At 64.1% G+C, this 24,140-nt stretch carries 23 protein-coding genes; 11 read left to right on the top strand and 12 right to left on the bottom strand.

The window, feature by feature from the left end:
* Window positions 1-45: 45 nt before the first annotated feature.
* Complete coding sequence (locus tag CQ12_RS10210; RefSeq protein ID WP_057835175.1) at window positions 46-825, bottom strand: class II aldolase/adducin family protein; 780 nt, start codon at window positions 823-825, stop codon at window positions 46-48.
* Window positions 826-933: 108 nt separating this feature from the next.
* Window positions 934-2,583: an ArnT family glycosyltransferase gene (locus tag CQ12_RS10205; protein ID WP_057835174.1), complete on the bottom strand. Its 1,650-nt coding sequence runs from the start codon at window positions 2,581-2,583 to the stop codon at window positions 934-936.
* A gap of 338 nt (window positions 2,584-2,921) precedes the next feature.
* Between CQ12_RS10205 and CQ12_RS10200 the strand changes: the two genes are divergently transcribed.
* Together CQ12_RS10200 and CQ12_RS10195 are read left to right on the top strand one after the other, a co-directional pair.
* On the top strand, window positions 2,922-3,800 hold the full coding sequence (locus CQ12_RS10200) for a hypothetical protein (RefSeq protein WP_057835173.1): 879 nt from the start codon (window positions 2,922-2,924) through the stop codon (window positions 3,798-3,800).
* Between the two features lie 309 nt (window positions 3,801-4,109).
* On the top strand, window positions 4,110-4,523 hold the full coding sequence (locus CQ12_RS10195; protein WP_057835172.1) for a Ros/MucR family transcriptional regulator: 414 nt from the start codon (window positions 4,110-4,112) through the stop codon (window positions 4,521-4,523).
* Between the two features lie 49 nt (window positions 4,524-4,572).
* Here the strand turns inward: CQ12_RS10195 and CQ12_RS10190 are convergent, their stop codons facing one another.
* Together CQ12_RS10190 and CQ12_RS10185 are read right to left on the bottom strand one after the other, a co-directional pair.
* Entirely contained in the window at window positions 4,573-5,001 is a 429-nt protein-coding gene (locus tag CQ12_RS10190) for a SufE family protein (RefSeq protein ID WP_057835171.1), read from the bottom strand.
* Between the two features lie 82 nt (window positions 5,002-5,083).
* Entirely contained in the window at window positions 5,084-5,527 is a 444-nt protein-coding gene (locus CQ12_RS10185; RefSeq protein ID WP_057835170.1) for a DUF5330 domain-containing protein, read from the bottom strand.
* Window positions 5,528-5,949: 422 nt separating this feature from the next.
* On the opposite strand from CQ12_RS10185, the gene CQ12_RS10175 reads away from it, so the two are divergent.
* The 3 genes from CQ12_RS10175 to CQ12_RS10165 are packed head-to-tail and all read left to right on the top strand — an operon-like array spanning window position 5,950 to window position 8,881.
* Window positions 5,950-7,752, top strand: coding sequence for an ATP-binding protein (locus CQ12_RS10175; protein WP_198164117.1), 1,803 nt, complete (start codon window positions 5,950-5,952; stop codon window positions 7,750-7,752).
* Complete coding sequence (locus tag CQ12_RS10170; protein ID WP_245309838.1) at window positions 7,745-8,503, top strand: peptidoglycan-binding domain-containing protein; 759 nt, start codon at window positions 7,745-7,747, stop codon at window positions 8,501-8,503. Before CQ12_RS10175 ends, CQ12_RS10170 begins: the two co-directional genes overlap by 8 nt.
* Window positions 8,504-8,536: 33 nt before the next feature.
* A complete protein-coding gene (locus CQ12_RS10165) occupies window positions 8,537-8,881 on the top strand; it encodes a DUF1491 family protein (RefSeq protein ID WP_057835166.1) in 345 nt (114 codons plus the stop codon).
* 65 nt (window positions 8,882-8,946) lie between these two features.
* On the opposite strand, the gene CQ12_RS10160 is transcribed toward CQ12_RS10165, so the two are convergent.
* Entirely contained in the window at window positions 8,947-9,924 is a 978-nt protein-coding gene (locus CQ12_RS10160; RefSeq protein ID WP_057835165.1) for a DUF2336 domain-containing protein, read from the bottom strand.
* Between the two features lie 249 nt (window positions 9,925-10,173).
* Here CQ12_RS10160 and CQ12_RS46230 point away from each other — a divergent pair, with 249 nt between their 5' ends.
* Window positions 10,174-10,374 (top strand): hypothetical protein, encoded by a 201-nt coding sequence (locus CQ12_RS46230; protein ID WP_082650253.1) that lies wholly within the window; start codon window positions 10,174-10,176, stop codon window positions 10,372-10,374.
* 16 nt (window positions 10,375-10,390) lie between these two features.
* Window positions 10,391-11,164, top strand: coding sequence for a hypothetical protein (locus CQ12_RS10155; protein WP_057835164.1), 774 nt, complete (start codon window positions 10,391-10,393; stop codon window positions 11,162-11,164).
* A 44-nt stretch (window positions 11,165-11,208) separates the two neighbouring features.
* On the opposite strand, the gene CQ12_RS10150 is transcribed toward CQ12_RS10155, so the two are convergent.
* Both CQ12_RS10150 and CQ12_RS10145 read right to left on the bottom strand, forming a co-directional pair.
* Window positions 11,209-12,591, bottom strand: a complete 1,383-nt coding sequence (locus CQ12_RS10150; protein WP_245309834.1) for an amidohydrolase family protein — start codon at window positions 12,589-12,591, stop codon at window positions 11,209-11,211.
* Window positions 12,592-13,033: 442 nt separating this feature from the next.
* Window positions 13,034-13,885, bottom strand: coding sequence for a LysR family transcriptional regulator (locus CQ12_RS10145; protein WP_057835163.1), 852 nt, complete (start codon window positions 13,883-13,885; stop codon window positions 13,034-13,036).
* Between the two features lie 92 nt (window positions 13,886-13,977).
* Between CQ12_RS10145 and CQ12_RS10140 the strand changes: the two genes are divergently transcribed.
* Together CQ12_RS10140 and thrS are read left to right on the top strand one after the other, a co-directional pair.
* Window positions 13,978-14,832 (top strand): MBL fold metallo-hydrolase, encoded by an 855-nt coding sequence (locus tag CQ12_RS10140; RefSeq protein ID WP_057835162.1) that lies wholly within the window; start codon window positions 13,978-13,980, stop codon window positions 14,830-14,832.
* A 263-nt stretch (window positions 14,833-15,095) separates the two neighbouring features.
* Window positions 15,096-16,307 (top strand): threonine--tRNA ligase, encoded by a 1,212-nt coding sequence (gene thrS, locus CQ12_RS10135; protein ID WP_057835161.1) that lies wholly within the window; start codon window positions 15,096-15,098, stop codon window positions 16,305-16,307.
* 9 nt (window positions 16,308-16,316) lie between these two features.
* Here the strand turns inward: thrS and CQ12_RS10130 are convergent, their stop codons facing one another.
* The 3 genes from CQ12_RS10130 to CQ12_RS10120 form a co-directional block, all read right to left on the bottom strand.
* Window positions 16,317-16,934 (bottom strand): DUF1254 domain-containing protein, encoded by a 618-nt coding sequence (locus CQ12_RS10130; protein WP_057835160.1) that lies wholly within the window; start codon window positions 16,932-16,934, stop codon window positions 16,317-16,319.
* Window positions 16,931-17,509, bottom strand: coding sequence for a DUF1214 domain-containing protein (locus CQ12_RS10125; RefSeq protein ID WP_057835159.1), 579 nt, complete (start codon window positions 17,507-17,509; stop codon window positions 16,931-16,933). The genes CQ12_RS10130 and CQ12_RS10125 overlap by 4 nt, the downstream gene beginning before the upstream one ends.
* Before the next feature lie 152 nt (window positions 17,510-17,661).
* Window positions 17,662-19,947: a transglycosylase domain-containing protein gene (locus CQ12_RS10120; protein WP_057835158.1), complete on the bottom strand. Its 2,286-nt coding sequence runs from the start codon at window positions 19,945-19,947 to the stop codon at window positions 17,662-17,664.
* Between the two features lie 295 nt (window positions 19,948-20,242).
* On the opposite strand from CQ12_RS10120, the gene CQ12_RS10115 reads away from it, so the two are divergent.
* Together CQ12_RS10115 and CQ12_RS10110 are read left to right on the top strand one after the other, a co-directional pair.
* Window positions 20,243-20,758, top strand: a complete 516-nt coding sequence (locus CQ12_RS10115) for a YcgN family cysteine cluster protein (protein WP_057835157.1) — start codon at window positions 20,243-20,245, stop codon at window positions 20,756-20,758.
* A gap of 162 nt (window positions 20,759-20,920) precedes the next feature.
* Entirely contained in the window at window positions 20,921-22,495 is a 1,575-nt protein-coding gene (locus tag CQ12_RS10110; RefSeq protein WP_057835189.1) for an MDR family MFS transporter, read from the top strand.
* 10 nt (window positions 22,496-22,505) lie between these two features.
* Here the strand turns inward: CQ12_RS10110 and CQ12_RS10105 are convergent, their stop codons facing one another.
* Together CQ12_RS10105 and CQ12_RS10100 are read right to left on the bottom strand one after the other, a co-directional pair.
* The gene (locus tag CQ12_RS10105) at window positions 22,506-23,753 is read right to left on the bottom strand and encodes an adenylate/guanylate cyclase domain-containing protein (RefSeq protein WP_057835156.1); all 1,248 of its coding nucleotides are present in this window, start codon (window positions 23,751-23,753) and stop codon (window positions 22,506-22,508) included.
* Window positions 23,750-24,139 (bottom strand): response regulator, encoded by a 390-nt coding sequence (locus CQ12_RS10100; RefSeq protein ID WP_057835155.1) that lies wholly within the window; start codon window positions 24,137-24,139, stop codon window positions 23,750-23,752. The genes CQ12_RS10105 and CQ12_RS10100 overlap by 4 nt, the downstream gene beginning before the upstream one ends.
* Between the last annotated feature and the right edge of the window lies 1 nt (window position 24,140).

The raw sequence follows: 24,140 nt of genomic DNA, 5'->3' as shown, positions 1-24,140 counted from the left end.
GCCGGTTCGCGTCAAGAAAACGCGTCAAAGGAAGAATCTAGAGCCTCAGGTCTTGTAGCTCGGATCGATCCGATCGAGCTTGCGCAACAGCGGCGGCCACACCAATTGGGTCGAGCGCCGCTCGGCGAAATCGGCATTGCTGAACAATTGTTCGTTCTTGTCGACCACGGCCTGTTCGATCGGGTAGGCGGTCGGACCCAGCATGCGGGTGCGCACCTGCATCGTGCAGGCCCTTTCCAGATGGTACATGCGCTCGAAGGCGGAGGCGACCGAACGGCCGACGGTGAGCGTGCCGTGATTGCGCAGCAGCATGTGGTTCTTGTTGCCGAGATCCTTCTGCAGCCGCGGGCGCTCGTCATGGTCCAGCGCCACGCCTTCATAGTCGTGATAGGCGAGGTCGTGGGTAACGAATTGCGCGGTCTGGTTCATCGGCAGCAGGCCTTCCATGCAGCTCGCCACCGCCGTTCCGTCGGGCGTGTGCAGATGGAGCACGCAGCCGGCATCCTCGCGCACCTCGTGGATCGCCGAATGGATGGTGAAGCCCGCCGGATTGATGCTGTATTCGCTTTCGCTGAGCTGGTTGCCGTGGAGATCGACCTTCACCAGGCTTGACGCCGTGATCTCCTCGAACATCAGCCCGTAAGGGTTGATCAGAAAATGATGGTCGGGGCCGGGCACGCGGGCCGAGATGTGGGTGTCGACCAGATCGTCCCAGCCATAGAGCGCGACTAGGCGATAGCAGGCGGCGAGGTTGATCCGCTGGTTCCACTCAGCGTCCGTCATACCGGATGGAACTTGCTTCAGGCGAGCTTCGGCTGGCGACATAGCGCGATCTCCCGAAAATGATCGATGTCGAGAGCGAGCCTAGTCCTGCGCCGGACGGCCAGCAAGACAGGCGTCCTGCGTGGCAGTCATGCCATCGCAGGCACACCGTTACGGCGCCGGAATTGCCAGCAGCGTCGGTATGGGACGGCCGCGGATATCGTAGACGCGGGCGAACACGACGTCATCACGCTTGATTTCCACCATGACCGGCGCGGTAAGGCCCTTGCAGTAGAATTCGCCCAGCGTCATCGCGAAGTCGGCGGACTGGCTGTCCCAGCCGATCGTGAAGTCGGGGCCGAGCGCGACCTGCGCCGGCCGCTGCGGACCGCACACCGCGACCTTCCACTTGCGCCCCGCCGGAACCACTTCCTGGCGCTCTACCAGCTCTTCGCGCAGACCGTCGGAAGCCTGCTTCAGCGCCAGACCCCAATAGTCCAGCATGAAGTAATTGTCGGCGGTCCGAACCGTGCCGGCGATGTGATTGAAGTGGGTGTATTCGTAGGGATGCAGGCGGATCATTTCGCTGAGCGGCAACAGAAGGCCGAACGTGAACACCGCCAGCGCGGCGGGTTGCCAGCGGCGGTGATTGTCCTTCAGCCAGTTCATGCCCCAGGCGAACGACACGCCGGCGAGCACCGCCATCGGCGGGATGACGAAAACGAAATGCCGGATGCCGTTATAGAGCGCCGGCCGCTTCACCATCGCGATCACCAGCGGCAAGGTCGCCGCCAGCGTCAGCATCAGGAAGATGGTCTTGCGGCGCGCCGTCACGTCCAGGCGCGACAGCGACATGAAGGTTCCGACGATGCCGGCGACCAGAAGCGCAAGCATGACCTCGGGAAGCTGCAGCGCGAACAGCGTCGGCAGGTAGGACCACGGCATATCAGGCACCGACACCAGCGCGCCGTCGAACATTTCCTTCCAGGGCTTCTCGAAGAAGTGCGAGAAATAGGTCAGCGCCTTGAAGGGATGGTCCGCCTCCATGATCGACCACGGCCACACAAGGCCCATGATCAGGTATCCGAGCACAAGGCCGGGCAGCAGCACATACACGACATGGACGAAGCGGCGAATGGCTTCGCGCGAGCCTTGCTTGCGAACTTCCTCGATCAGCAGCGGGACGAAGCCCACCATGGCATAGACCAGCGCCATCCCGCCGAGAATCCGGCAGCCGATGGAGAGACCGGCGCCAAGGCCGACGATCAGGATGGTGCGCGGCGAGGGTGAGGGATATTCCTCAGCGAGGCGCACCAGGCCCAGCAGCAGGATCACCATCGAGACGGCAAACGGCGCGTCCTTCGGGTTCATGAACATGTGCCCGTAGAAGGTCGGGCACAGCGCCAGCAGCAGCAGCGTCGCGAACCCCGCAAGCGGACCGCCGACGCGGCGCGCCAGCCGCCAGGTCACGCCAAGGCCGATCAGGCCGACGACGGCGCCGAGCAGGCGCCGCGTTTCAAACAGTTCGAGCGGGATGATCTTGTGCAGCAGCGCCGCCGCCATATCGAAGCCGCCGCCATACATGTAGAGATTGGCGAACGACAGCGCCCCGGTGTCCTTGAAGCCGGAACCATACATCCGCAACAGCAGGTCGGCATATTCGGCGTGCGTGTAGTCGTCCCAGCCCAGCCCGTAGTCGCGGAAAGTCAGGCCCGCGACCAGGGCGACCACGGCCAGCACGAAGATGGCAAGGTCGTCACAGGTCCGCTCCAACGAGCGCCGCGCGGGCGTATCGAGGGCAGAAGTCGTGATGGATGACATGGCGATTGGTAACCCAGCGTCCCCTATGGCCCACGAAGGATATTGTTGAGCCTCATTCCCCGGGTACCCATATAGCCTAGTTCCATTTCCAAGTAATTGGGAATTGTGGCCTAAAGCCCTGATGCAATGCAACAAAAGGGCAGTAATTGGTAGACGGTATAACTACGGCCGGCGGGCTGAACGGTACCTGAATGGCAGCCGAATCGGAATCCGGCAAACGGACCGGCGCCATTATGGAACCGGGGATGCAATTGGCGGTTGGCGGTGCGCACAAGATGACGGTATCGTGGCGTGGGGCGGCTGGCGAGCGTTAAGGGCGCGGCTGAGGGGTTAGTTCAATGATGTTTGTGGTGTTGGTCGCCGCGATCGGCCTCGCTTTGGCAGGCCTGTTGGCGATCGGCTTCGGGATACCGATCAAGGAGTTCAGCACCGGCAACACGCTGATCATCGCCGGCGTAATCGGCGTTTGCACCGGCGCGGTCATGTTTGCATTGTGGGTGGCGGTCCGGGAGTTGAAGAACATCGCGCGTCGGCTCGGCGCCGGTTTCCCCGAAGCACGCGATGAGGCCGCAGCGCGGCCGCCGCTTCCTGGCGTCGCGGCGCGGGATACCGCTCCGGTCGTCCCCAGTTTCCCGGCTGCGGAACAGGCGGGCGGTGTCGGACCATTCTCGCCAGCGGCACCGCCGCCGTGGCAGAACGAGACTGTCTTGCGTGATCACCCGATCCCGGAACCGACCCACCCCGAACCGCCGCCATCGGTTCCAAAGCCGAAGCGCAACTTGCTGTTTTCCTCGACATCGCGAAAGGAGCGCGAGCGCGCGCAATCGCGGGGCAGCGAGCCGCTGCCGCCGGATCTGCTGTCATCGGATTTTCGTTCCAATCCGCCCGCCGTGCCGCCGGTGGAACCGGCCGAACCGCCACGCGGGGTGTTCGATGACGCCTGGCCGAGAGCGGACCGCGGCAAGACTGCTGAAGCCCCGTTACCGCCGCTGCCGCCGCGGCGCGGTGGCCGCATGCCTCCAACGCTCGCGGAAGCCAATGCTGGACCGGGGCGCACGGAGGATCAGCCGGCGGTGACGGTGCTGAAGTCCGGCATTGTCGATGGCATGGCCTATTCGCTCTATTCCGATGGTTCGATCGAGGCCCAGATGCCGGAGGGAATGATGCGCTTCGCCTCGATCGACGAACTGCGCGCGCATCTCGATCAGCGGCTCTAGAGTCTTTTTCCGTTCCGATGGAATCGGAACGGGGCTCCAGATTTTTGATTTGACGCGTTTTCTTACCGCGAACCGGGGCCCACCCACGGATCAAGTCCGAGGGCATGCTTCGCGGGAAAACGCTTTAGTGCCGGCCAATACTTGCTGCGAAGCAGGCTGTCGAAAATAAAGCGCCGCCGTTCTTGTCAGTTTCTGGGCATTTCGGTCATATACGCCAAGTTGTACGAGCTTTCGCTGATGTATAGGCGCGGTCGGATACTGTCTGATCGTGTGGCCGACAGATGCGTTCGTGACCCAGAAGGTTGAGCCATGACTGATTCCACCGGCAAAACGCCCGTCGAACTGACCGCCAATATCGTTTCGGCCTATCTCAGCAACAATCCGACCCAAGCCTCTGAAATCCCGAACCTGATCAGCCAGGTCCACGCCGCACTGATGCGGGTGTCGAGCGGCCGGCCCGAGACACCGCTTGAGCCGGCCAAGCCGGCAGTGTCGATGAAGAAGTCGATAACCCCGGAATATCTGGTGTGTCTGGAGGACGGCAAGCGCTTCAAGTCGCTCAAGCGCCATCTGCGCACGCAGTACAACATGACGCCCGAGCAGTACCGCGACAAATGGGGCCTGCCGCCGGATTACCCGATGGTGGCGCCAAACTACGCGGTGGCGCGTTCGCAGCTTGCCAAGAAGATGGGCCTCGGTCAGCAGGCGCGGAAACGGAAGTAGTTTTCGTGATTGCCTGCGACAAACGCAAAGCGTTTGCGCAAGGGAGTGTCTACGAGGCTGCGGCCAGCGACTCGCGCGCGTCGGAGCGGATGCGCTCGACCATGGAGCGCAGGCCGTTGGAACGCTGCGGTGTCAGGTGCTCGCGGAATCCAAACTCATCGAACACGGCGAGCGCATCGGTCGAAAGAATCTGCTGTGGCGTGCGGCCGGAATACAGCGTGAGCAGGATTGCGATCAGGCCGCGCACGATGTGGGCGTCGCTGTCACCCAGATATTTCAGCCGCGGTTCGCCATTGCCGCCACGGTCGATCTGCCTGGAAAGCCAGACCTGGCTGACGCAGCCATTGACCTTGTTCTCGGCAGAATGCTCGGCCTCCGGCATCGGATCGAGCGTGCGGCCGAGCTCGATGACGTACCGGTAGCGGTCGTCCCACTCGTCCAGCAGTTCGAAATTGTCCCTGATTTCGTCGATCGTCATCTTGGCCCGCGTCCGTTTCCTTGAAGCCTTATATAGGACGCGGATCGGACGAAAGCGACGGAAATGGAACCGGTTCCGCCGCCTATTTTGCGGCCAGCGGCGTCCGCGGCATCCGCCATTCGATCGCCATGTCGTCGTCCGTCAGCGCATCGGCGGGCGACGTGTTCGCGGCGACGGCCGCGGCGTCGGTGTCGATCGAACTGGTATGGTCGGGCTTCTTGTCGGGAGCCCTGTTGTCGGGAGCTCTGGGTTGCTCGGACTTCTTGTCGTCGGTGATGATCTTGTACAATTGGCGGGCGCCATCCTGGGCGCGCTGGCCGATCGCCGTCGCGGCCTGGCCGCCGACCTCGCAAGCCGCCGGCTGGCGCTTGCAGAACTGGCCCATGTCGGACGCGGCTGCGGTCGCAGCCGATACGGCCTCGGACGCGCTGATCTGCGGCGTCTTGTCCGATTCAGGCGTCTTTTCCCTAGGCAGCAGCACGAGCACGAGCCCGAGCCAGAACGCCATGCGAAGCATAAAAAACATCTCGCGATCCCGGTCGTCTTTTGGTTGTGCTGCGGTTAACCCGCAGCTTCGTTTCTGACTAGCAGTCGTGGATAAATCCTAAGTGTTTGCATTGAAGTAAATTCGGCGAAAACTCGCAGAAAATTTGAAAGATGCGATTCGGCGTAAATTTTCGATTGATGGCGATGAATATGTGGACGAGCAGCGCGTCCACCATTTCGAAACCATAGAACCTCGGTGCTGGAAACCTATCGTTCACCATCCGCGTCGAATGGAGCTCGCGCGAGGCGCGAAATCCCTGCGAAGACGCGGTGCCCGGCGCCATTCCGCATCGCCTTAGCGTTCGCTTAAGCTCGCTCTGACACGGTGCGTCTAAGGATAATGGGGGCGTTCCGGCGCGTCTGTCTGGACGAACAAGCCGAAGCGCGAGAGCCGTGATTGTTTTGAGTATCATCCGCGATTGTCTCGATGCGTTGCTGCATCCCTCGGCACGATATGATGCGCTGACGCGTGCGCGTCATCGCGCGTTCATGGCGCCGCGGCTGCTGGGCAGCCTGGTGGCGCTTGCAGCTTTTCCGATCTATCTGGCGATGCGCGGGGCGCCCACGGCGCTCGAGGTGGCGGCCTTCGCCTGGCTGATCGCTCCCATTCTGTTGTCCTGGTTCCTGTCGCGCACCGGCCGCTACGAAGGCGCGCATATCCTTTCCGCGCTGGCGTTGGCCGGCCTCGTCATGATGGTCGCCGTGACCACCGGCGGCATCGAATCCTTCGCCGCGGTCTGGCTCATCGTCGTTCCGCTGGAAGCTGCGCTATCGGCCTCGCGCCGCGTCGTCGCGTTCGCGTCCGCGCTGGCGCTGTCATGCGTCGCCTTGCTGATCGCACTCGGACATTTTCATCTCTTGCCGGTGGCGGAGCCGAACGCGGCACTGCACGCCGTCCTGATGGGGGCGGGCCTTGCTTCGGCGACGCTCTACGCGGCGGGACTGGCTGTCAGCGCCGAATCGCTGGCGCGCACGTCCGTATCGCTGCTCTATCTCGAAGAGGATCGTTACCGCCTGCTGGCGCGCAACATGAGCGACGTGATTTCGCGTCACAGCCGCAATGGCGCCGTGGGGTTCATTTCGCCGGCGGCGGAAGCCATGCTCGGCGCGCCCGGCGCCCGGCTCACCGGCCATGGCCTGTTCGACCGCGTCCATGTCGCCGATCGGCCGGCCTACCTCACGGCGCTGTCGGATGCCGCGGGCGGCAGCGAGCAGCGCAGCGTCGAATTCCGCCTGCGCCGCGATGCGGTGCGCGGGCAGAATACGTCCGCCGATTTCATCTGGATCGAGATGCGGTGCCGGCTGCTCGAGCAGGCGTCGCCCGAGGCCGAGGTCGTCGCCGTGATGCGCGACATCACCGACCGCAAGCTCCAGGAGCAGGCCCTCGAAACGGCGCGCGCCGCCGCCGAGCAAGCCGATGCCTCCAAGACGCGCTTCCTCGCCACCATGAGCCACGAACTCCGCACGCCGCTGAACGCCATCATCGGTTTCTCCGAGATGATCGTGCATGAAGAGGCGATGATGCTGGATACCGCGCGCCGCAGGGAATATGCGCAGTTGATCAACGATTCGGGTCAGCATCTGTTGTCGGTCGTCAACGGCATCCTCGACATGTCGAAGATGGAAACCGGCAATTTCGAAATTTCGCCGGAGCCGTTCGCGCCGCGCGCCGCGCTGCTGCATTGCTGCAATCTGCTGGCGCTGAAGGCGCGCGACAACGGCGTCGACCTGATCACCCGCGCGGCGGAAGATCTGCCTGTCATGAACGGCGATCCCCGTGCGTTCAAGCAGATTGCGCTGAACCTCATCACCAATGCCATCAAGTTCACCGAGCGCGGCGGCAGCGTGACGGTTTCCGCCGCCGTCGAGGGATCGCGGCTGATGCTCAGCGTAACCGATACCGGGGTCGGTATCGCCGCCGAGGACCTCGCGCGGATCGGCGATCCGTTCTTCCAGGCCGGCAAGACCTATCAGCGCAAGCACGAAGGCACGGGCCTCGGCCTGTCGATCGTGAAGGGGCTGGTCGCATTGCATGATGGCGAGATGAACGTGCAAAGCAGCGTCGGCGAGGGCACCACGGTGACCGTTACCTTGCCGCTTGACTTTGCGCCGTCGCTGGCGCCTTCAAGCAACATCGCGACGCTGAAACCGGCGCAGCGACCCGAATCTCAGGACGAAGCCCATCAGGTGAAGAAGCGTGCCTAGGCGTATTGACGACGACGAAGACGAGATGCCGCGCCGCCGCCGCCGTGGCGCGAAAGCGGTTGCGATCGAAGCCGAGGAGGAGCGTCGCGGTCTCCTGACGCGAATCTTCCTGCACAGTCCGAAGGACGTGATCGCGGGCCTGCTTGCGGCTGCCGCGATCTGCGCCATCGTCGCCAATGCATTGTTCCTGCAGGCCGGCCGCCATCCCTCGCCGATGTTCGGCTCGGTCGTGACGCTGCCGGCGCCGCAGGCTGCGGTGTCGAACCCGTTGCCGCGTCCGCGCCCGGTCGAACTGACCGCAAGGGCAGGCGATTCAGATCCGCCGGAAATCCGGCCGGTCGAGGTGAGGAGCGCCGAGCCCAAGACCTCTGATCCCAAGAACTCTGATCCCAAGACCTCTGACTCCAGGAGTTCCGATTCCAGAACCGCCGACCCCAGGAATGCCGACCCCATGGCCAATCTGGTGGTCAAGTCGACCGGCACGCCCGCCGCGACGCCTTCGAATGTCGCGCGTCCACCTGCGCCGATTCCGGCGACTACGCAGAGCGCCGGCGCGCGCCGTGTGGCGGCGGTGCAGCGCGCGCTCACCCAATATGGCTATGGCCAATTGAAGCCGACCGGTGCGGTCGGTTCGGACACGCAGACCGCGATTGCGAAATTCGAGCGTGACCGCAAGCTCCCGGTGACCGGTCAGATGTCCGATCGGCTGGTGAAGGAGCTCACGGCGATGATCGGGCACCCGATCGACTAGCGTCCGCCCGGTCGCTGGCCTATCGTCTTTCTCATGCGATTGAAATCAAGCATCTGGGTGGCCGCTTACCTGCGCCGCTGCCAGAATGAGGGAATCTTTGGCGCCGTGCGCAAGCGCGGCGCGGAGGAGGCGGGGGCGGTGTTTATCAAGGTGGCGTTGCTTGACGGCAACGCCATGCTGTATGCGCCCGCGCCGCAGACCGTTTATGACGAGAGCCGGCCGGCCGAGCGGCTGTTCGCGCCGGCTTCGCCGCAGCCGGTGCCAGAGCAATCGGTGGAAGAACGCCTCGCCAAGGAGCTCCGCTTCGATCCCGACGCCTGGATCGTCGAGACCGAGGACCGGGCAGGGCGGCATTTTCTGGATCTGGCGAAAGCCTAACAGAGCGTTTTCGAGCGAAGTGGCTACCGGTTCGCGTGAAGAAAACGCGTCAGACAAGAGTCGCGCTAGCGTTTCGAACCGTCGGTGCCGGTGCGAACGGCCGGCGCAGTTCCGGGCTGCACCGCGGGGCGCGTTTGCGAATTCGCCGCACGGGCGCGATGGCGCTCGTCATCGTACAGAGCGGCGCGATATTTGGCGCGGCTGACTGCCATGGTCGAGCCGCGCCACGCGGCCAGCATGACCAGCGCGGATCGTTCGCTCAATCGGTCGTAAAGCCGTGACAAGCGATAGACGTTTTGCACGGACGAGCCGAACTCGGGATTGAGGAACATCAGCACGCGCTGGAAGGCCGCGCTCGGCATGTCAAGCGCGCGCGCCGCACAGGCCAATGGCTCGCCGCCGGGGTCGCCGACGACCTGCGCCGCAATCCGCGATGGCAGGATCAGGGCGTCACCGAGTTCGAGTGTGAAGTTTTCGATGTCCTCGGCGAAGGCGGCCATTTCTAGGATATGGAGCGCGCGGGCGGCGCGCGCGGCGGAAATTCGCGGCGCGGCCTTCAGCGGCGTGTCGTAGAGATTGTGCAGGATCTGCGCGCGCTCGCTCGGACCGGCCGTGAAGAACATGTCGGTGATTTCGGCGGCATCATTGGGCCGCATTGCAAGATTGGATGCCATTCGCAACTGCGCTTCGCTCAGTGGTTTCACCGTTGGCGCATCGGCAGGGGCCGCGGCAATCGCAGCCGCGACCGGCAGGGCCTCGCCGGACTTCGAACGCCGCAGGCCGAGCTTTTCCATGACCTCGGCCGGTGTCGCCGGATAGATCGCAAGCCTTGCCCGCACCGCGGCGCGGGTGGCGTCGTCGACCTGGTCGATCAGGCGGGACGTCAGTTCGACGAACTGCCGTTCCTCGTCGGCGGAGTGGGCGCTGGCCTGGACATAGAGGTCGGTCAGCACGCGCAGCAAGGTCGGGCGGATGTCGACGCCCTCGCGGCGCGAGAGCGTCATCAGCCCGTCGAATCCCGGAAACAATGGAGCTGCGGTCATGTGAGGTTGTACGCGACTTCGGTAATTCCCTTCGCGGCAGCCTACGCAGGGCGCTTTAAGAGTTGGTTAAGGAAAACAGCCCCTGAAAAAATCCCGTAAAATTTGAGCTTTTCGGTGCGCTGATGGGAGCGCCGGAGCCCGTAACTGTACCGTCTGCACAAATTAAGATGCCGTTAACCACGTTCTGTTCTGAATAATGGCATGTCGCCGGTCAAATCGTGTTCGCGCGGCAACCAGAGAGAACGGAACATGGGCACCATCATTGAATTTCCGGCGGATGCGGCTTCGCGACGGCCGGGCTCAACTATGGATGGCGCTCCACGCGATGGCCTAGGAACCGTGCTGATTCTTCCTGTTGTCCGTATCGAGCGTAAAGCCGGCGAGACCGGCGATGGGCGCGGACCGGAAGAGGGCACTGCGCCCGGTCGCCGTCGCCGTCGGCGCCCCTGAACGACGGAATTTTGCAATGCCGGAGAAGTGCCTCCCGATCCGGACCGCCGGGCTTCGGTCACTCCCGGCCCTCATGTTGCTTGTCGCAGGTGCTGTTCTCGGCGGCTGCAGCGGCGGCGATTTCGGCCGCACCCGAGCCGACATGCGCAACGACGACATGCACCGCTGGATCGGCGCCGAGGCCACTGCAAGCGTCGGCCTCAGGCCTTCGCACTTCCAGCTCACCGAAAACGAGCGCCAGCTTCGCGATCTCGCCTATCCCCTGATCGAGCCGCCGCATTCGCGGCCGGCATGGAAGAGCGTGTTCGGTGACTACCAGCCGCTGCCCTCGCCATGGCGGCAGAAGGTCGTGTTCGACCGCACCACCTACGGCCGCGCTCTGATCGACGAGCCGCACCGTTCGCATACCTCGCGCTATCAGCAGATCATCGAGGACGTCCGCAACGACATCACGCGCTTCGAGCCGTTCTTTGCCTCCGCCTTGCGTGTCATCGAACTCGACCGCAAGCGCAGCGCCAGCCTGAGGATGGTATCGGAACTGTCGCCGGCCGAGCAGGCCGATGCGATCGCCCGCATGGAAGAGAACACGCTGATCGTGCAATGGGTGCAGCAATGCCTGGAGCGACGCATCGCGTCATACCGCTGGGCGCTGGAGCGGCTGGTGATCCACGCGCCCGACGGCATCGCGGCCGACGCTGACCGCCTGATCGGCGAACTCGCGGCGCAGACCGCCAATCCGCCGGTCGCGGCCCAGCCCGTGATCGGGCGGGCCGTGACCGTGAAAGGCTAGGGCGCGGTTCATTAGCGAACCTGCGCCGTCACAGCTGCTGGCTCTCAGGCGGCGCGAACGTAGCCGTAGCGAAGGTTCGAAGGCTCTTTCGCAGCTTGAGCGTACTCGTTCTTGAGCGCTGCAAGGCGGTCCTCGGAGAAGGTTGGCATCCTCGTGTTTTCGGCCGCCTTGAGCTTGATCTTGTAAAACCTGAGCGCGTTGCCCGAGAAGATCTGCTGCTTGGTGGCGCTGTTGGCGTCGCCGAGCGGCGCAAACCCGTATTTCTTCTGCATGTCCTCGGGGATTTCGAGGCGGCGCAGCGCCTCGATCTGCCATTGCGGTGAGCCGTACCAGACCGAGTCGGTACCCCACATGACGTGGTCAACCCCCATGCCCTTGATCAACGTGCCGACCAGTGCGGCGCAGAACTTGGGATGGGCCACCGCCGAGTTGGCAAACGACGTGCCGAGTTCCGCATAGACATTGGTGACGCCGAACTTCTGCGGGATTTCCGCGAGATCCGTGGCCCACTGGATGCGGCCGGTCTGCTCGAACTCCGCCCATGCCTTGTCCGGTAGCTCGAGGAACGCGCGCAGCGCCGAGTGATAGATCACGAAGTTCATCTGCGGCCAGTCCTTCGCCGCCTTTCCGATGTCCCACGCGGTTGCGTATTCCCACACGCCGGCGAACGATTTCTCGTAATCGGGCGGCAGCAGCCCCTTGTGGATGCACAGCGTGTTGATGCCGGCCTTCACGGCTTTTTCGTAGAACGGATACATCACCTGCTCGTCGTCGAGCCGCCAGGGGAATTTGGAGGGCGCCAGCGGATCGCCGATCGTGTAGGACTTCCAGGAATCCGGCTTGTAGACCTCGATCGCCTTGTCGACCTCCTCCATCCAGCCCGGCTGCTTTGGGGTGATGACGCTGTGCGCCAGCAGGCGGCGCGAACCGGCGAAGTCGTTGATGAGTTCGCGTGCCTTGACGATCTGCTCGTTGGAAAGAAGCCACCAGCTCGGATCGTCGAACGGCGCTCCGCTCAGGAGCGCCACGTTGGTGTCGCTGTCGTAGTAGATCTCTTTTACATAATTCTGGAACTTGTAGCGGTGGAGCGAGGAGACGCCTTCTTCCTTCATCTTCGGATTCCAGTGCTGGCTTGCAAAGTCGGCCAGCCCCAAAAGCTCCTTGTGATCGAAGTCGTCGCGCACGAAATGGGTCTGAACATCGAAGATGAACTGGCTGGAGAGGCCTTGCGCGCGCGCCAGCATCATTTCAGGCTCTCGCGCCTCCGCTGGCGCAACCTGGAAAACATTGCCGTAGACGTCGTTCATGGCGAGGAATGCCGCCGCCATGCCGCAGCTCGTGTGCAGGAATTGCCTGCGGCTCAGGCCGAGGTGCTTGCCGTTCACGTCGGCAAGTTCGTTGATCCGTGCCTCGACCTTCTTTTGCACAGCGCTCTGCGGAGGGGGCAGATACTCGCCGTTGGAAACAATCTGAGTGGGAATAGGCGTTGGCGCCGATGCCGCCTCCGCGCCTGCGACAAGACGTTGCTCTCGCTCACTAAGCCAGCTGCTCATTGTTCCTCTCCATCCTTGGGCGCCATCGACGATGCTGGTCGGTGGGCGCATGAGGCCCGCGCTTTGGCCACTGCCGATCATTTAGATGGACGAAATAGCCGTACCCTCCGGTTCGGCTGCGCATGAGGCCATCACACGCGCCTCATGCCCGGGCGAGTCTCTTCATCATTTCGTGCTGCGACAGTACGGACGCACTTGCAAAGCTACTTGCGGTAGTGGCGGCATCGAAGGCGAATTCAATGCTCAAACTTCCATCGGCGCAAGCAGGTTATCCGGCAGCCACACTGTCCCAAAGCGCCGTTGCGATTGGCCGGGTTTACCTAGCCTTCGATTTGGCGCGGCCGGTTTTGCGACGCTGGCCCTGCAGCTTCGCGATGAAATTCTGCAGCACTTCCGACGGCGGCCGCGCCGCGCTGTAGGCGAGGCCGACTTCGCGCTTCACGTCGACATCGATCTCGCGCACGGCGACATCGGAATTGGCCCGCGCCACGCCCTCGGGAACGATGGCAATCCCGACACCGGCGGCGACCAGCGCCATCGCCCAGTCTTCCGACTCGGCTATTGCCGCCGGCTGGCGTGACGCCGATGCGGCACGGCCGAAGAATTCGCTCTGTTCGCAATGACAGCGATCGACCATGGAGACGCCGGCCAGGTCCGTCGTGCGGAGCCGTTCCTTCAGCGTCAGCGGATGCGATGGCGGCAGCGCCGCAACGTAGCGCTCGACCCAGAGCGGAACGAAATGCTCGTCTTTGCGCAACAGATTTTTGGAAACGATCCGCGCGTCCGCGGTATCGTCGACGCCGACGAGGCGGAGCGTGATGTCGGACGTTCCGGTCAGCGGCTTCAGCAGCGCGATGGTTCGGGGACGGTCCAGCGTGCGCATCAGGCCGAGCGTCAGTGAATTCCGCTTTGACGATTTTCGGAACAGGTTTTTCGCGGCGTCCGCTTCGTCGATGATGCGGCGGGCCACCGTGTGGAATCGTTCGGCCGCTTCCGTCGGCGCCACGCCCTTCTTGTGCCGGATGAACAGCGCGGTGCCGAGTTCGGCCTCCAGATTGGTGATCGCCGCCGAGATCGAGGGCTGCGAGATGAAGCAGCGCTTGGCCGCCGCTGTGAGGTTGCGCTCCCTGAATACGGCGGCGAAATAGCGGAGTTCGCGGATATCCATAGGTCATTCCTATTGATGCTATCGAATATCGATATTTTACCTATGATGCGGCACATGGCAAGCAAGGCGCCTGATCTGGAGGAGACATCGTCATGCGCGTCCATCATCTCAACACCGGCACCATGTGCCCGATCGGCCGGCGTCTGGTGAACGGCACCGGCAGCATTTTTCAGCGCGCCCGCATGGTCTGTCATTGCCTGCTGATCGAGACCAATGACGGACTGGCGCTGGTCGATACCGGTATCGGTCTCGACGATATCGCCAACCCGCCGCGGCTAGGTCCCAAGTGGGTGCGGCAGACGACGCCGCGGCTCGACCCGGCCGAGACCGCGGTCCGGCAAGTGGAGGCGCTCGGCTATTCGCGCGCCGATGTGCGGCACCTGTTGCTGACGCATCTCGATCGCGATCATGCCGGCGGCATTCCGGATTTCCCGAACGCCAGGGTCCACGTCCATCGCCGCGAGCACGACATGGCGGTGGCGCGCTCGGTGCCTGCGCCGAAGGGCCGCTACGTCACCGACCAGTGGAAGCATGGTCCGCAATGGGCGTTCTACGGCGAGGGCGGCGAGGACTGGTTCGGCTTCAAGGGCGTGCGCGCGCTTGGCGACCGTGAGCCCGATATTCTGATGATCCCGCTACACGGGCACACGTTCGGTCATTGCGGCATCGCCGTGCGGAGCGGCGACAAATGGCTGCTGCACGCCGGCGACGCCTATTTCTTCCATGGTCAGATACAGGCTTCGCCGCGGGTGCCGCTGGTGCTCGGCATGTTTCAGCGCCGCGCCGACATGGACCGCGCCATGCGCATCGAAAATCAGGAACGCTTGCGGGCGCTCAAGGCCAATCACGGCGACGTCGTGACGATCTTCAACAGCCATGATCCCGTGGACTACGACAACTGCCGTTGCGGTCAACACCAGGCCGGGCCGTCCGCTACAGAATGTTGAGCTCTTGCGCATCATCCATATTCCGCGACGCCAGGCGGCCGGCGTTGACGCCTGAGCGTTTTGCCGCCATATACGGCGCATGAATATGCTTCGCGCAGCCGCATTGACCACCACCACGACCGCTTACGGCGGATCGCCTGCTGGTTGCGCGCGCTAGAGAGAAGCGTACTTCACCCAGAAAAGGCCCCGCCGGCGACGGACGGGGCCTTTTCCGGTTTTTGATGGTCCCGTCCGCGCTTTTTCCCAGCAAAGGAACTTAAGCCATGGACGATCTCGACCACAGAAATCTCGGTGTACAGCTCAAACTCTGGCACCTTCAGGAAGATGCGCCGGGCATGGTGTTCTGGCATCCGCGCGGCTACGCGCTCTACCGGGTGCTGGAGGACTATCTCCGTAGCAAGATGCGCCGAGCCGGCTATGCCGAGGTCCGGACGCCACAGCTGCTGCCAAAGGAGTTCTGGGGCCGCAGCGGCCACTGGGACAAGTTCAGCGAGCATATGTTCCGGGTCGACGACGGCGAACTGGCGATGGCGCTGAAACCGATGTCGTGCCCGTGCCACGTGCAGATCTTCAACAAGGGGCTGCGCTCGTGGCGGGAGCTTCCGATCCGCTATGCCGAGTTCGGCTCCTGTCACCGCAATGAGCCTTCCGGTTCGCTCCACGGCATCATGCGGACGCGCGCCTTCGAGCAGGACGACGCGCATGTGTTCTGCCGCGAGCAGGACGTGGAGGGCGAAGTCGCGTGCTTCATCGCCCTGCTGGGCGAGGTCTATCGCGAGCTCGGTTTTCCCGACTACGAGGTGGCGCTGGCGACGCGGCCGGCGGTGCGCGCCGGCGACGACGCGACGTGGGACTGGTCGGAGGCGAAGCTCGGCGATGCCGCGCGGCAATGCGGCCTCGTGCCTCACATCAATCCCGGCGAAGGCGCGTTCTACGGACCGAAGCTGGAATTCGCGCTGCGCGATCGGCTGGGACGATCCTGGCAGTGCGGCACGGTGCAACTCGACGGCGTGCTGCCGCAGCGGCTCGAGGCGTCCTACATCGCCCCCGACGGCAGCCGCGCCAGGCCCCTGATGATCCACCACGCCATCTTCGGATCGCTCGGCCGCATGCTGGCGATCCTGCTCGAGCACCATGGCGGCGTGCTTCCGTTCTGGCTGTCGCCGGACCAGGTCGCGGTTGCGCCGATCTCGAAAGACCAGGCCGGATACGGCGCGGACGTGCTGGCAGCGTTCGAGAATGCCGGGATCAGGGCCGCCGCCTATGACGGCGCCGATACCCTTTCGCGGCGCATCGTGGCGGCACATGAAATGGCGGTGCCGGTGATGGCTATCGTCGGCGGGCGCGAGATGAGGGAAGGCCGGGTGACCTTGCGCGAGCGCGACGGCTCACAGGCCGACGTTCCGCTGGCCGAGGCGGTGTCCCGCCTGCAGGCGAGAGCGCGGCCGGACGCCGTCGTGGCTGAAGCCCTGTAAAATCCTGGATCAGCGCTTGCCCTTCGGCGCTGGCGCAGGGGCCGGAGCGGGCGGCGCCGGCTCGGGTTGCTTGGCCGGCGGCTCGGTCTCGATCGTGCAACGCGATGCCGCGAGCGAGGCCTGTGCCTGCGGCATCAGGCCGGGCTCCGGCGCCAGCGCCTTCAGCACGATCAGGCCGGTGACGGTCGGGGAATCGATGATCAGCCGGTCGGCGGCGGTGACTTCCTCATCCTCCGGCAGTTCGGAATGCTGCGCTTCCGTCATCAAGTCGAGTTCGATCACCTTGCGGCCGGCCGAGCGGTCGTTGATGGCGTAGTAGGCGACCTCGTTGCGCGTGTAGAACGACACCGAGGTATAGGCCTGGCTGACCGGTACGGTGAGTTTCAGCGGGCCATCCTTGAGGTCGTAGCGGCAGATCGCGACCGCAAAGGCCGGGTCCATGAACGGCATCGGCGCGTTGTTGGGCTCGGCCAGCGGCAGCGCCGTGACGGCGTTTTCCTTGGTCATCGGCGTCAGCCGCGAATAGGCGTCCTGGGTGGCAATCCGCGGCAGCGCCAGCACGCTGACGAGATGCACCACGCCGCCCAGCAGCACGCCCGCAATGATGGTGAACATCAGCCGGATCATGGGCAGTTCACCGTGGAGATCGCAGGCATCGGCGCGTCCCGTTGCGTCCGCGTCGCAACGCCCACCGGTGTATCGTACAGCCGCAGCATCAGCGCGTAGCGTTCGATGCCGCCGGTCGGCAGCCAGTTTCCGGCGCGTGAGCGCGCGGCGACGCGGATCTCGAACCCGCCGTCGGAGCCGCGGACGATTTCCTGGCTGGTGAAGCCGTAGCGCTGCAGCGAGTTGGCGACCAGATGTCCCTTGCGATCGAACAGCGTCAGCGTCCAGAACCGGGCCGCCGGCGTCACCCCGCTGACGACGACATCGCAGCGTCCGTCGAGCGGCTTCTTCTTGTCGTCGGTGGTGGCCGTAAAGGCGATGCCGTCGCCGGTGCCTACAGGCAGTTCGCCGCTGCGGGCAATCGAGGCGCGCGAATAGGGATCGACCTCGGAAGTGCCGCTCTTCGGCCGCGCCGTCCAGGCGCCGATCGTGAGCGTGCCGAGATCGGTGCCGCGCGTCGCCGTCATGTAGGTCGAGCCGAGGCCGACCGCCGTGGCAAGCGCCAACGCCAGCAAGGTGATGAAGATCAGCCGCACGGGCCAGTGCTCCGAAATCTCACGGCATCAGATTCCGCTTGAACCGGCTTCATCCGAAAGGCGAAGCGCATCTTTCTGCTTGAGCATGTCGGCACAGGCGCTTCGCATCTGTTCCGAGGAAAGCCGGTTAAGGTTCTGCCGCATCATGCCTATTAATTCTTCCGCTGCGCCGGTGCAGGCTGGTCGCCGGCGGCTGCGATATAATTCTCCGGAAACGCCAGCGCGCCGGAGTTGACCGGCTTCGCCGGCTGCTTCTGGTCGTTGGACGAAGTCTTGCCTGCGACTTTGCCGGCCTCGTCGAGCAGCTTTTCGACGCGTACCAGAATATCCGCGCCGCGCCTGGTCAATACCGGCGGCGGCCCCGGCTTGGTATCCAGCACCCGTGCCGCGCCGCTGGCCGCGGCGCTGGCGGACTGGGCGGGCTGCGGCAGCTTCGTGCCCATGCCGAAGCCGGGGATTTCCTTCACCTCGACGCCCTGATGCGCAACGACCATGATGTCGTGCCAGGTTTGCGCCGGCAGCGAACCACCGGTCATGCGGTTGGTCGGCGAATAGTCGTCGTTGCCGTACCAGACCGCGCAGGTGAAGTTGCCGGTGAAACCGACGAACCAGGCGTCGCGGTAGGCGTTGGTGGTGCCGGTCTTGCCCGCGGTCGGGATGCCATCGATCGCGGCGCGGCGGGCGGTGCCTTCGCTGACGACATGGCTCATCATTTCCGACATGTCGGCGGCGACGGAGGCGGGGATGGCCTGCACCGGCTTTTTGCCGTCGCGGTCGAAGCGCCAGACCAGGTCGCCGGCGCCGGTGCGCACTTCCAGCACCGCGTGAGGTTTCGCCGACTTGCCCCTGTTCGGGAAGGTCGCATAGGCGACCGCGTGTTCGAGCACGGTGACTTCGTCCGAGCCGATCGGCATCGACGGCGTATCCGGCAGCGGCGCGGTGAGGCCAAACTTTCTCGCCACTTCGGTGATCTTGGCACGGCCGGCCTTGGCCGGATTGGGCGTCTTGCCGCCGAGCGCAATCGAGAGCTTGACCGGCACGACGTTGATCGAGCGGGTGATCGCCTGCGTCAGCGTCACCGAGCCGGAATAGTTGTGGCCATAATTCTGAGGGCACCAGTTGCCGATGCAGACCGGCCCGTCGACCACTTTCGAGGTCGGACTGTAGCCGTTCATCAGAGCCGTGGCATAGACATAGGGCTTGAACGACGAACCGGGCTGCCGGTAGGCGTCGGTCGCGCGGTTGAACTGGCTTGCGCCGTAGTCGCGGCCGCCAACCATGGCACGGACGCCGCCGTCGAGATCGGCGACCACGACGGAAGCCTGGGTCGCGTGGTAGTCGCGGCCGAACTGGCGGAGCTGGTTTTCGACCGTTTCCTCGGCGGCGCGTTGCACGGTCATGTCGATCGCGGCGCGGACCACGAAGACGCGCTCGGTATAGGATTTCGGGAAGGTGTCGACCAGCTTGCGCATCTCTTCGAAGGCGTAGTCGAGGTAATAGTTCGGTGAGTTTTCGTCGCGCCGGTCGACGGCCATCGCCGGATTGCGCCGGGCACCGAACACCTGTCCCTCGGTCATGAAGCCGGCATCGACGAGGTTGTCGAGCACGATGTTGGCGCGGGCGCGGGCGGCGGGCAGGTTGATGTGCGGGGCGTATTTGGTCGGCGCCTTGAACAGGCCGGCCAGCATGGCCGACTCCGCGAGATTGACGTCGCGCGCCGACTTGTTGAAGTAGAAATGCGCCGCGCCGTCGACGCCGAAGGTGCCGCCGCCCATATAGGCGCGGTCGAGATAGAGTTTCAGGATTTCATTCTTGGTCAGGCGCGTCTCGAGCCAGATCGCCAGGAATGCTTCCTTCACCTTGCGCTCGATGGTGCGCTCGTTGCTGAGGAACAGGTTCTTCGCCAATTGCTGCGTGATCGACGAACCGCCCTGGCGCACGCCGCCGGCCTGCGCGTTGGTGACGAGCGCGCGCGCGGTGCCGGGGATGTCGATGCCGAAATGGTCGTAGAAGCGGCGGTCCTCGGTGGCGAGCGTCGCCTTGATCAGGTTGTCCGGAAAATCTTCCAGCGGGATCGAATCGTTGTGCTTGATGCCGCGGCTGCCGATCGGATTGCCGTAACGGTCGAGAAACGACACCGCCAGATCGGATTTCTTCAGCCAGTCGTCGTCGGAGGTTTCGCGAAACGCCGGGATCGCCAGCGCCAGCATCACGATTAGGCCGGCGAGGCCCAGGGTGGCCGCTTCCGAAAACGGCTCGATGAAGACCCAGCGCTTCCAGCGGCCGACATAGAAGCGGTCCATGAAGGTGGAGTAACGCTCGTACAGCTCGCGCAGGCCCTTGCCCGACGAGAACAGCGTCGAGTCGATACGCGCGTCCAGATCCAGAAAGAAGTTCCGGATCTTCTGCTTCACATGCGGAGGTACGATCTGGCGCACCGGGACCCTTGGTCGTTCGAAACGCTCACGCACCCGGTCCGGGCGCTGTCGAGACGTCTTGCTTTCATGTTGCGGCAAACCCAAGGCGCTTTTACGGCTCGCTCTCGCGCCTTGGGGACTCACATTTGTTCTATCCGAGCGGGGACCATAAACCAATGCTCCCGCTCACCATTTTGGTGGTCAGCCCTAACGCCGTCCCAGCTTTTTTGCCCCTGTTGCCGGCCGGCTTGCGCGCTGGTCTCCGGACCCACTAGATGTGCCACAGCCGAACCCGACCCGGAAACCAACCGACTTCATGACCGCGCCGCCCAAGCGACCCTCGACCCAAGAGGGATTCTTCTGGAAAACCAAGACGTTGGAGGAGATGTCCAACGCCGAATGGGAAAGCCTGTGCGACGGCTGCGCGCGCTGCTGCCTGGAGAAGCTCGAGGACGAGGACACCGGGAAGATCTATTTCACCCACGTTTCCTGCAAATTGCTCGATTCCGGGCTATGCGCCTGCAAGGACTACCCGAACCGTTCCGACAAGGTTCCCGATTGCGTCCGCCTGACGCCCGAGAACGTCCGCACCCTGAACTGGCTGCCGCCGAGCTGCGGTTACAAGCTGGTCGCCGAGGGGCGCGATCTCTACTGGTGGCACCCGCTGATTTCCGGCGATCCCAATACCGTGCACGAAGCCGGCGTTTCTGTGCGCGGGAGGGTGCAGGGCACCGAGGACGAGATCCCCGATGAAGATCTGGAAGATCACATCGTGCAATGGCCGGCGCTGTTGCCGAAGCGGGCGCGGCTGAAGAAGCGGCCGAAAGCCTGAGCGTAAATCCCTGAACCCTTCACGGAAACGCGATGGTCCCTGCGCGGGATGCTCCCATGCGCGCACATGTCTGCCGCGAGAGAAGTTTGCCCTCTAGAGTGCCTCGCATATGGCGATTCCATCTCGGCGGGTTTGGCCGCGCAGAAGAATATTACGTCCGACATGAACCAGCACCAGCGGCTGGGCCGCGAGCCCGCCGACCCGACGACATTGCCTGAGGATATTGGCCAAGAGCTTTCGCACATCACGACCGAGGTCATGGATGTCAGCGATGCGCCGCCGCTCGCGCCGCCTGCGCCGCTGAGCCAGGACGAGGTCCGCACCATCCTGATGAGCCTGTTGCTGACGATGTTCCTGGCCGCCCTCGACCAGACCATCGTGGCGACGGCGCTGCCGACCATCGGCCGCCAGTTCAATGACGTCAGCAGCCTGTCCTGGGTGATCACGGCCTATCTTTTGGCCTCCACCGCGGTAGCCCCCGTGTTCGGCACGCTGAGCGACATCTACGGCCGCCGCGTCATGATCACGGTTTCGCTTGTCTTGTTCACCGCCGGCTCGATCCTGTGCGCGGTGGCACCGAACATGACGGTGCTCATTCTCGCGCGCGGCCTGCAGGGGCTCGGCGGCGGCGGCATCATGCCGGTGGTGCAGACCGTGATTTCCGACGTGGTCTCACCGCGCGAGCGCGGCAAATACCAGGCCTATTTCAGCGGCGTCTGGATGACGGCGGGCCTGTTGGGCCCTGTGCTCGGCGGCGTGTTCGCCGAGCATCTTCACTGGTCGATGATCTTCTGGATCAACGTGCCGCTCGCCGTCGGTGCGCTGTTCCTGCTGTTGCCCAAGATGGGCAAGATCCCGGTGTTCCACCGCCGCCGCAAGGTCGACTGGCTCGGCGGACTGCTGCTGATGGCCGCCGCCGTCGTGGTCATGCTGGTGCTGACCTGGGGCGGCAACCGCTACGCCTGGCTGTCGCCTGCGATCATGGCGATGATCGGCGCGTCGGTCGCGCTGGCGTTCGCCTTTGTCTGGCACGCGCGCAACGCCGAGGAGCCGTTCCTGCCGCTGTCGCTGCTCGGTGGGTCGGTGGTGCCTTATGCCATCGTGGCCGGCGCCTGTGCGCTGGGCGCCATCACCGGGCTGACCGTACATCTGCCGCTCTATTACGAGGTCGTCTACCATCTCACGGCCAGCGAGGCGGGACTGGCACTGATCCCGCTCGCTGCGATCTCCACCTGTGGCGCGGCGATCGCCGGGCGGACCATGGCGCGCGCCAGGCACTACAAGCGCGTTGCGATCGCCGGAACGTTGGTGTCGACCACCTTCGGCATGGTGCTGACCGTGACGACGCTGCCGCTGTGGGGCTTGCTGATCGTCCTGTCGCTGTTTGCGCTCGGGCTCGGCACGACTTTCCCGGTCAGCGTGGTCTCGCTGCAGAACTCGGTGGCGCGTCCGCAGATCGGCACCGTGACGGGTGCGATGAATTTCTTCCGCGCCCTGATGTCGTCGTTCGCGGTCGCTGCCTTCAGCGCGATCCTGCTGATGTCGCTGGGCGCAGGCATCTCGATCGGCGAGCATCGCGGACCGGCGAATGCCATTCCTGTCGCCGACATGATCACCGCGTTCCGCTATGTCTTCGGCGCCGCCACAGCGCTGCTCGCCTGTGCTGCGGTTTGCATCCTTGCGATGGAGGAGCGTCCGCTGGCCGGCCCCTCGACGCCGGCGGAGATGGCGGAGTAGGGTCGTCCAGCTATTCAAGCTGCATACGGACACCCTTCGCGCCGTTGAGCAGCCGCTTCAGGTGAAAGTTGGCCAGAGGATCCTCGGCGTGCGCGCCGACAAGTGCGGCAAAGGCCGGCATTGCACTGCCATCGCCGGCCTCAAGCTTGGCGAAAGCTTCGCCATATTGCGATGTCGCCGGCGCACCAAAACTCGCGGCCGATAACGGCTCGTAGGCGCGCAATGGTTCGCTGCGCCCACGCAGCACGAGATCGCCGACCGGTCGTCCCGCGAAATTCTCCGCCGCGTTTGCAATCGTCGCGCTGACGCAGATCCGGGTGCCGAGCACCTTGTTCGCCGCTTCAAGCCTCGCCGCCGTGTTGATGGCGTCGCCATAAGCAGTGTAGTCAAAGAAGCGGCCGCCACCGAAATTGCCGACCAGCGCAGGACCGGCGTGAGCGCCGATGCGGGTGGCGCCGAAATTCACGCCTCTCGCCTTCCACCGTTCGCGAAATGCCTCCGCCCATGCGTCGAGCTCCCCTGCGCAGGCGACTGCGCGCGTCGCATAGTCGGGCTGGTCGCTGGGCGCATTGAACAGTACCTCGATCGCATCGCCGATCACCTTTGCCACGGTCCCCTCATGCGCGAAGACGACGTCGGTCATTCCGGCCACGTATTCGTTGAGCAGTTCCCCAAGGAGTTCGGGCGCGGCAGTCTCCACGAGCGAGGTGAAGCCGGTTATGTCGGTGAAGATGACTGCAACCTCGCGCCAGGTCACCTCCGTGCTGTCGCCGACGCCGGACGCAAGCCGCTTGGCGAGCTCGGGCGAGAAATAGCGGGAGAGCGAGGCATGGGCGCGCTCGGCTTCCGCCTGACGGCGACGTGCCTCGCGCAGCATTTCGATGTGCCGCAGGGTCTTGTCGATCGTCGCTTCGAGATCGACGAAATCGATCGGCTTGGTCACGAAGTCGAATGCGCCGCGATTCATCGCAGTGCGGATGTTGCTCATGTCGCCGTAGGCCGACACGATAATGGTCGATTTCTTTTCCTCGGACTCTTGCAGCCTGGCGAGCAGCGTCAAGCCGTCCATTCGCGGCATGTTGATGTCGGAAACCACCAGGTCGACGTGCGGATGCGCTTCGAGCGACTGCAACGCCTCGAGCCCGTCGCGCGCAAACATGAAGCTGACCAACCCCTCGCGAAGCTGCCGCCGGAATTTCTGAAGGATCAGCGCTTCCAGATCCGGCTCATCATCGACCACAAGGATGGTTGCGGTCATGCGGCTTGCTCGAGCCTGGCATCGATCTCCTGACGCAGCGTCGCGAAGTCGATCGGTTTGGTCAGAAGGTCGGTTGCGCCGTTCTCGAGCGCCTTGCGCTTGGTGTCGGCATCGCCATAGGCCGTGATCATGATGACCGGCACCTCGGGCCGCATTTCCTTGACCTTCGGCAGCATTTCCAGCCCTGTCATGCCGGGCATGTTGATGTCGGACAGGATCAGGATCAGCGAATGCTCGGTGGGCGAGCCGACGCGCGCCAGCGCGTCCGACGCGGAACTGGCGAAGTCCATGACGAATCGCTGCGCGCGCAGGTCGCGGCGAAATTGCTGGCGGAACAACGCTTCCACATCGGGTTCGTCATCGACAACCAGGACCAGAACACTCACG

Origin of the sequence: Bradyrhizobium jicamae (assembly GCF_001440395.1) — a bacterium.
In the GTDB taxonomy this organism is placed as follows: domain Bacteria; phylum Pseudomonadota; class Alphaproteobacteria; order Rhizobiales; family Xanthobacteraceae; genus Bradyrhizobium; species Bradyrhizobium jicamae.
Note: the sequence above shows the minus strand (reverse complement) of the source record. Positions and strands in the feature narration are given on the sequence as shown.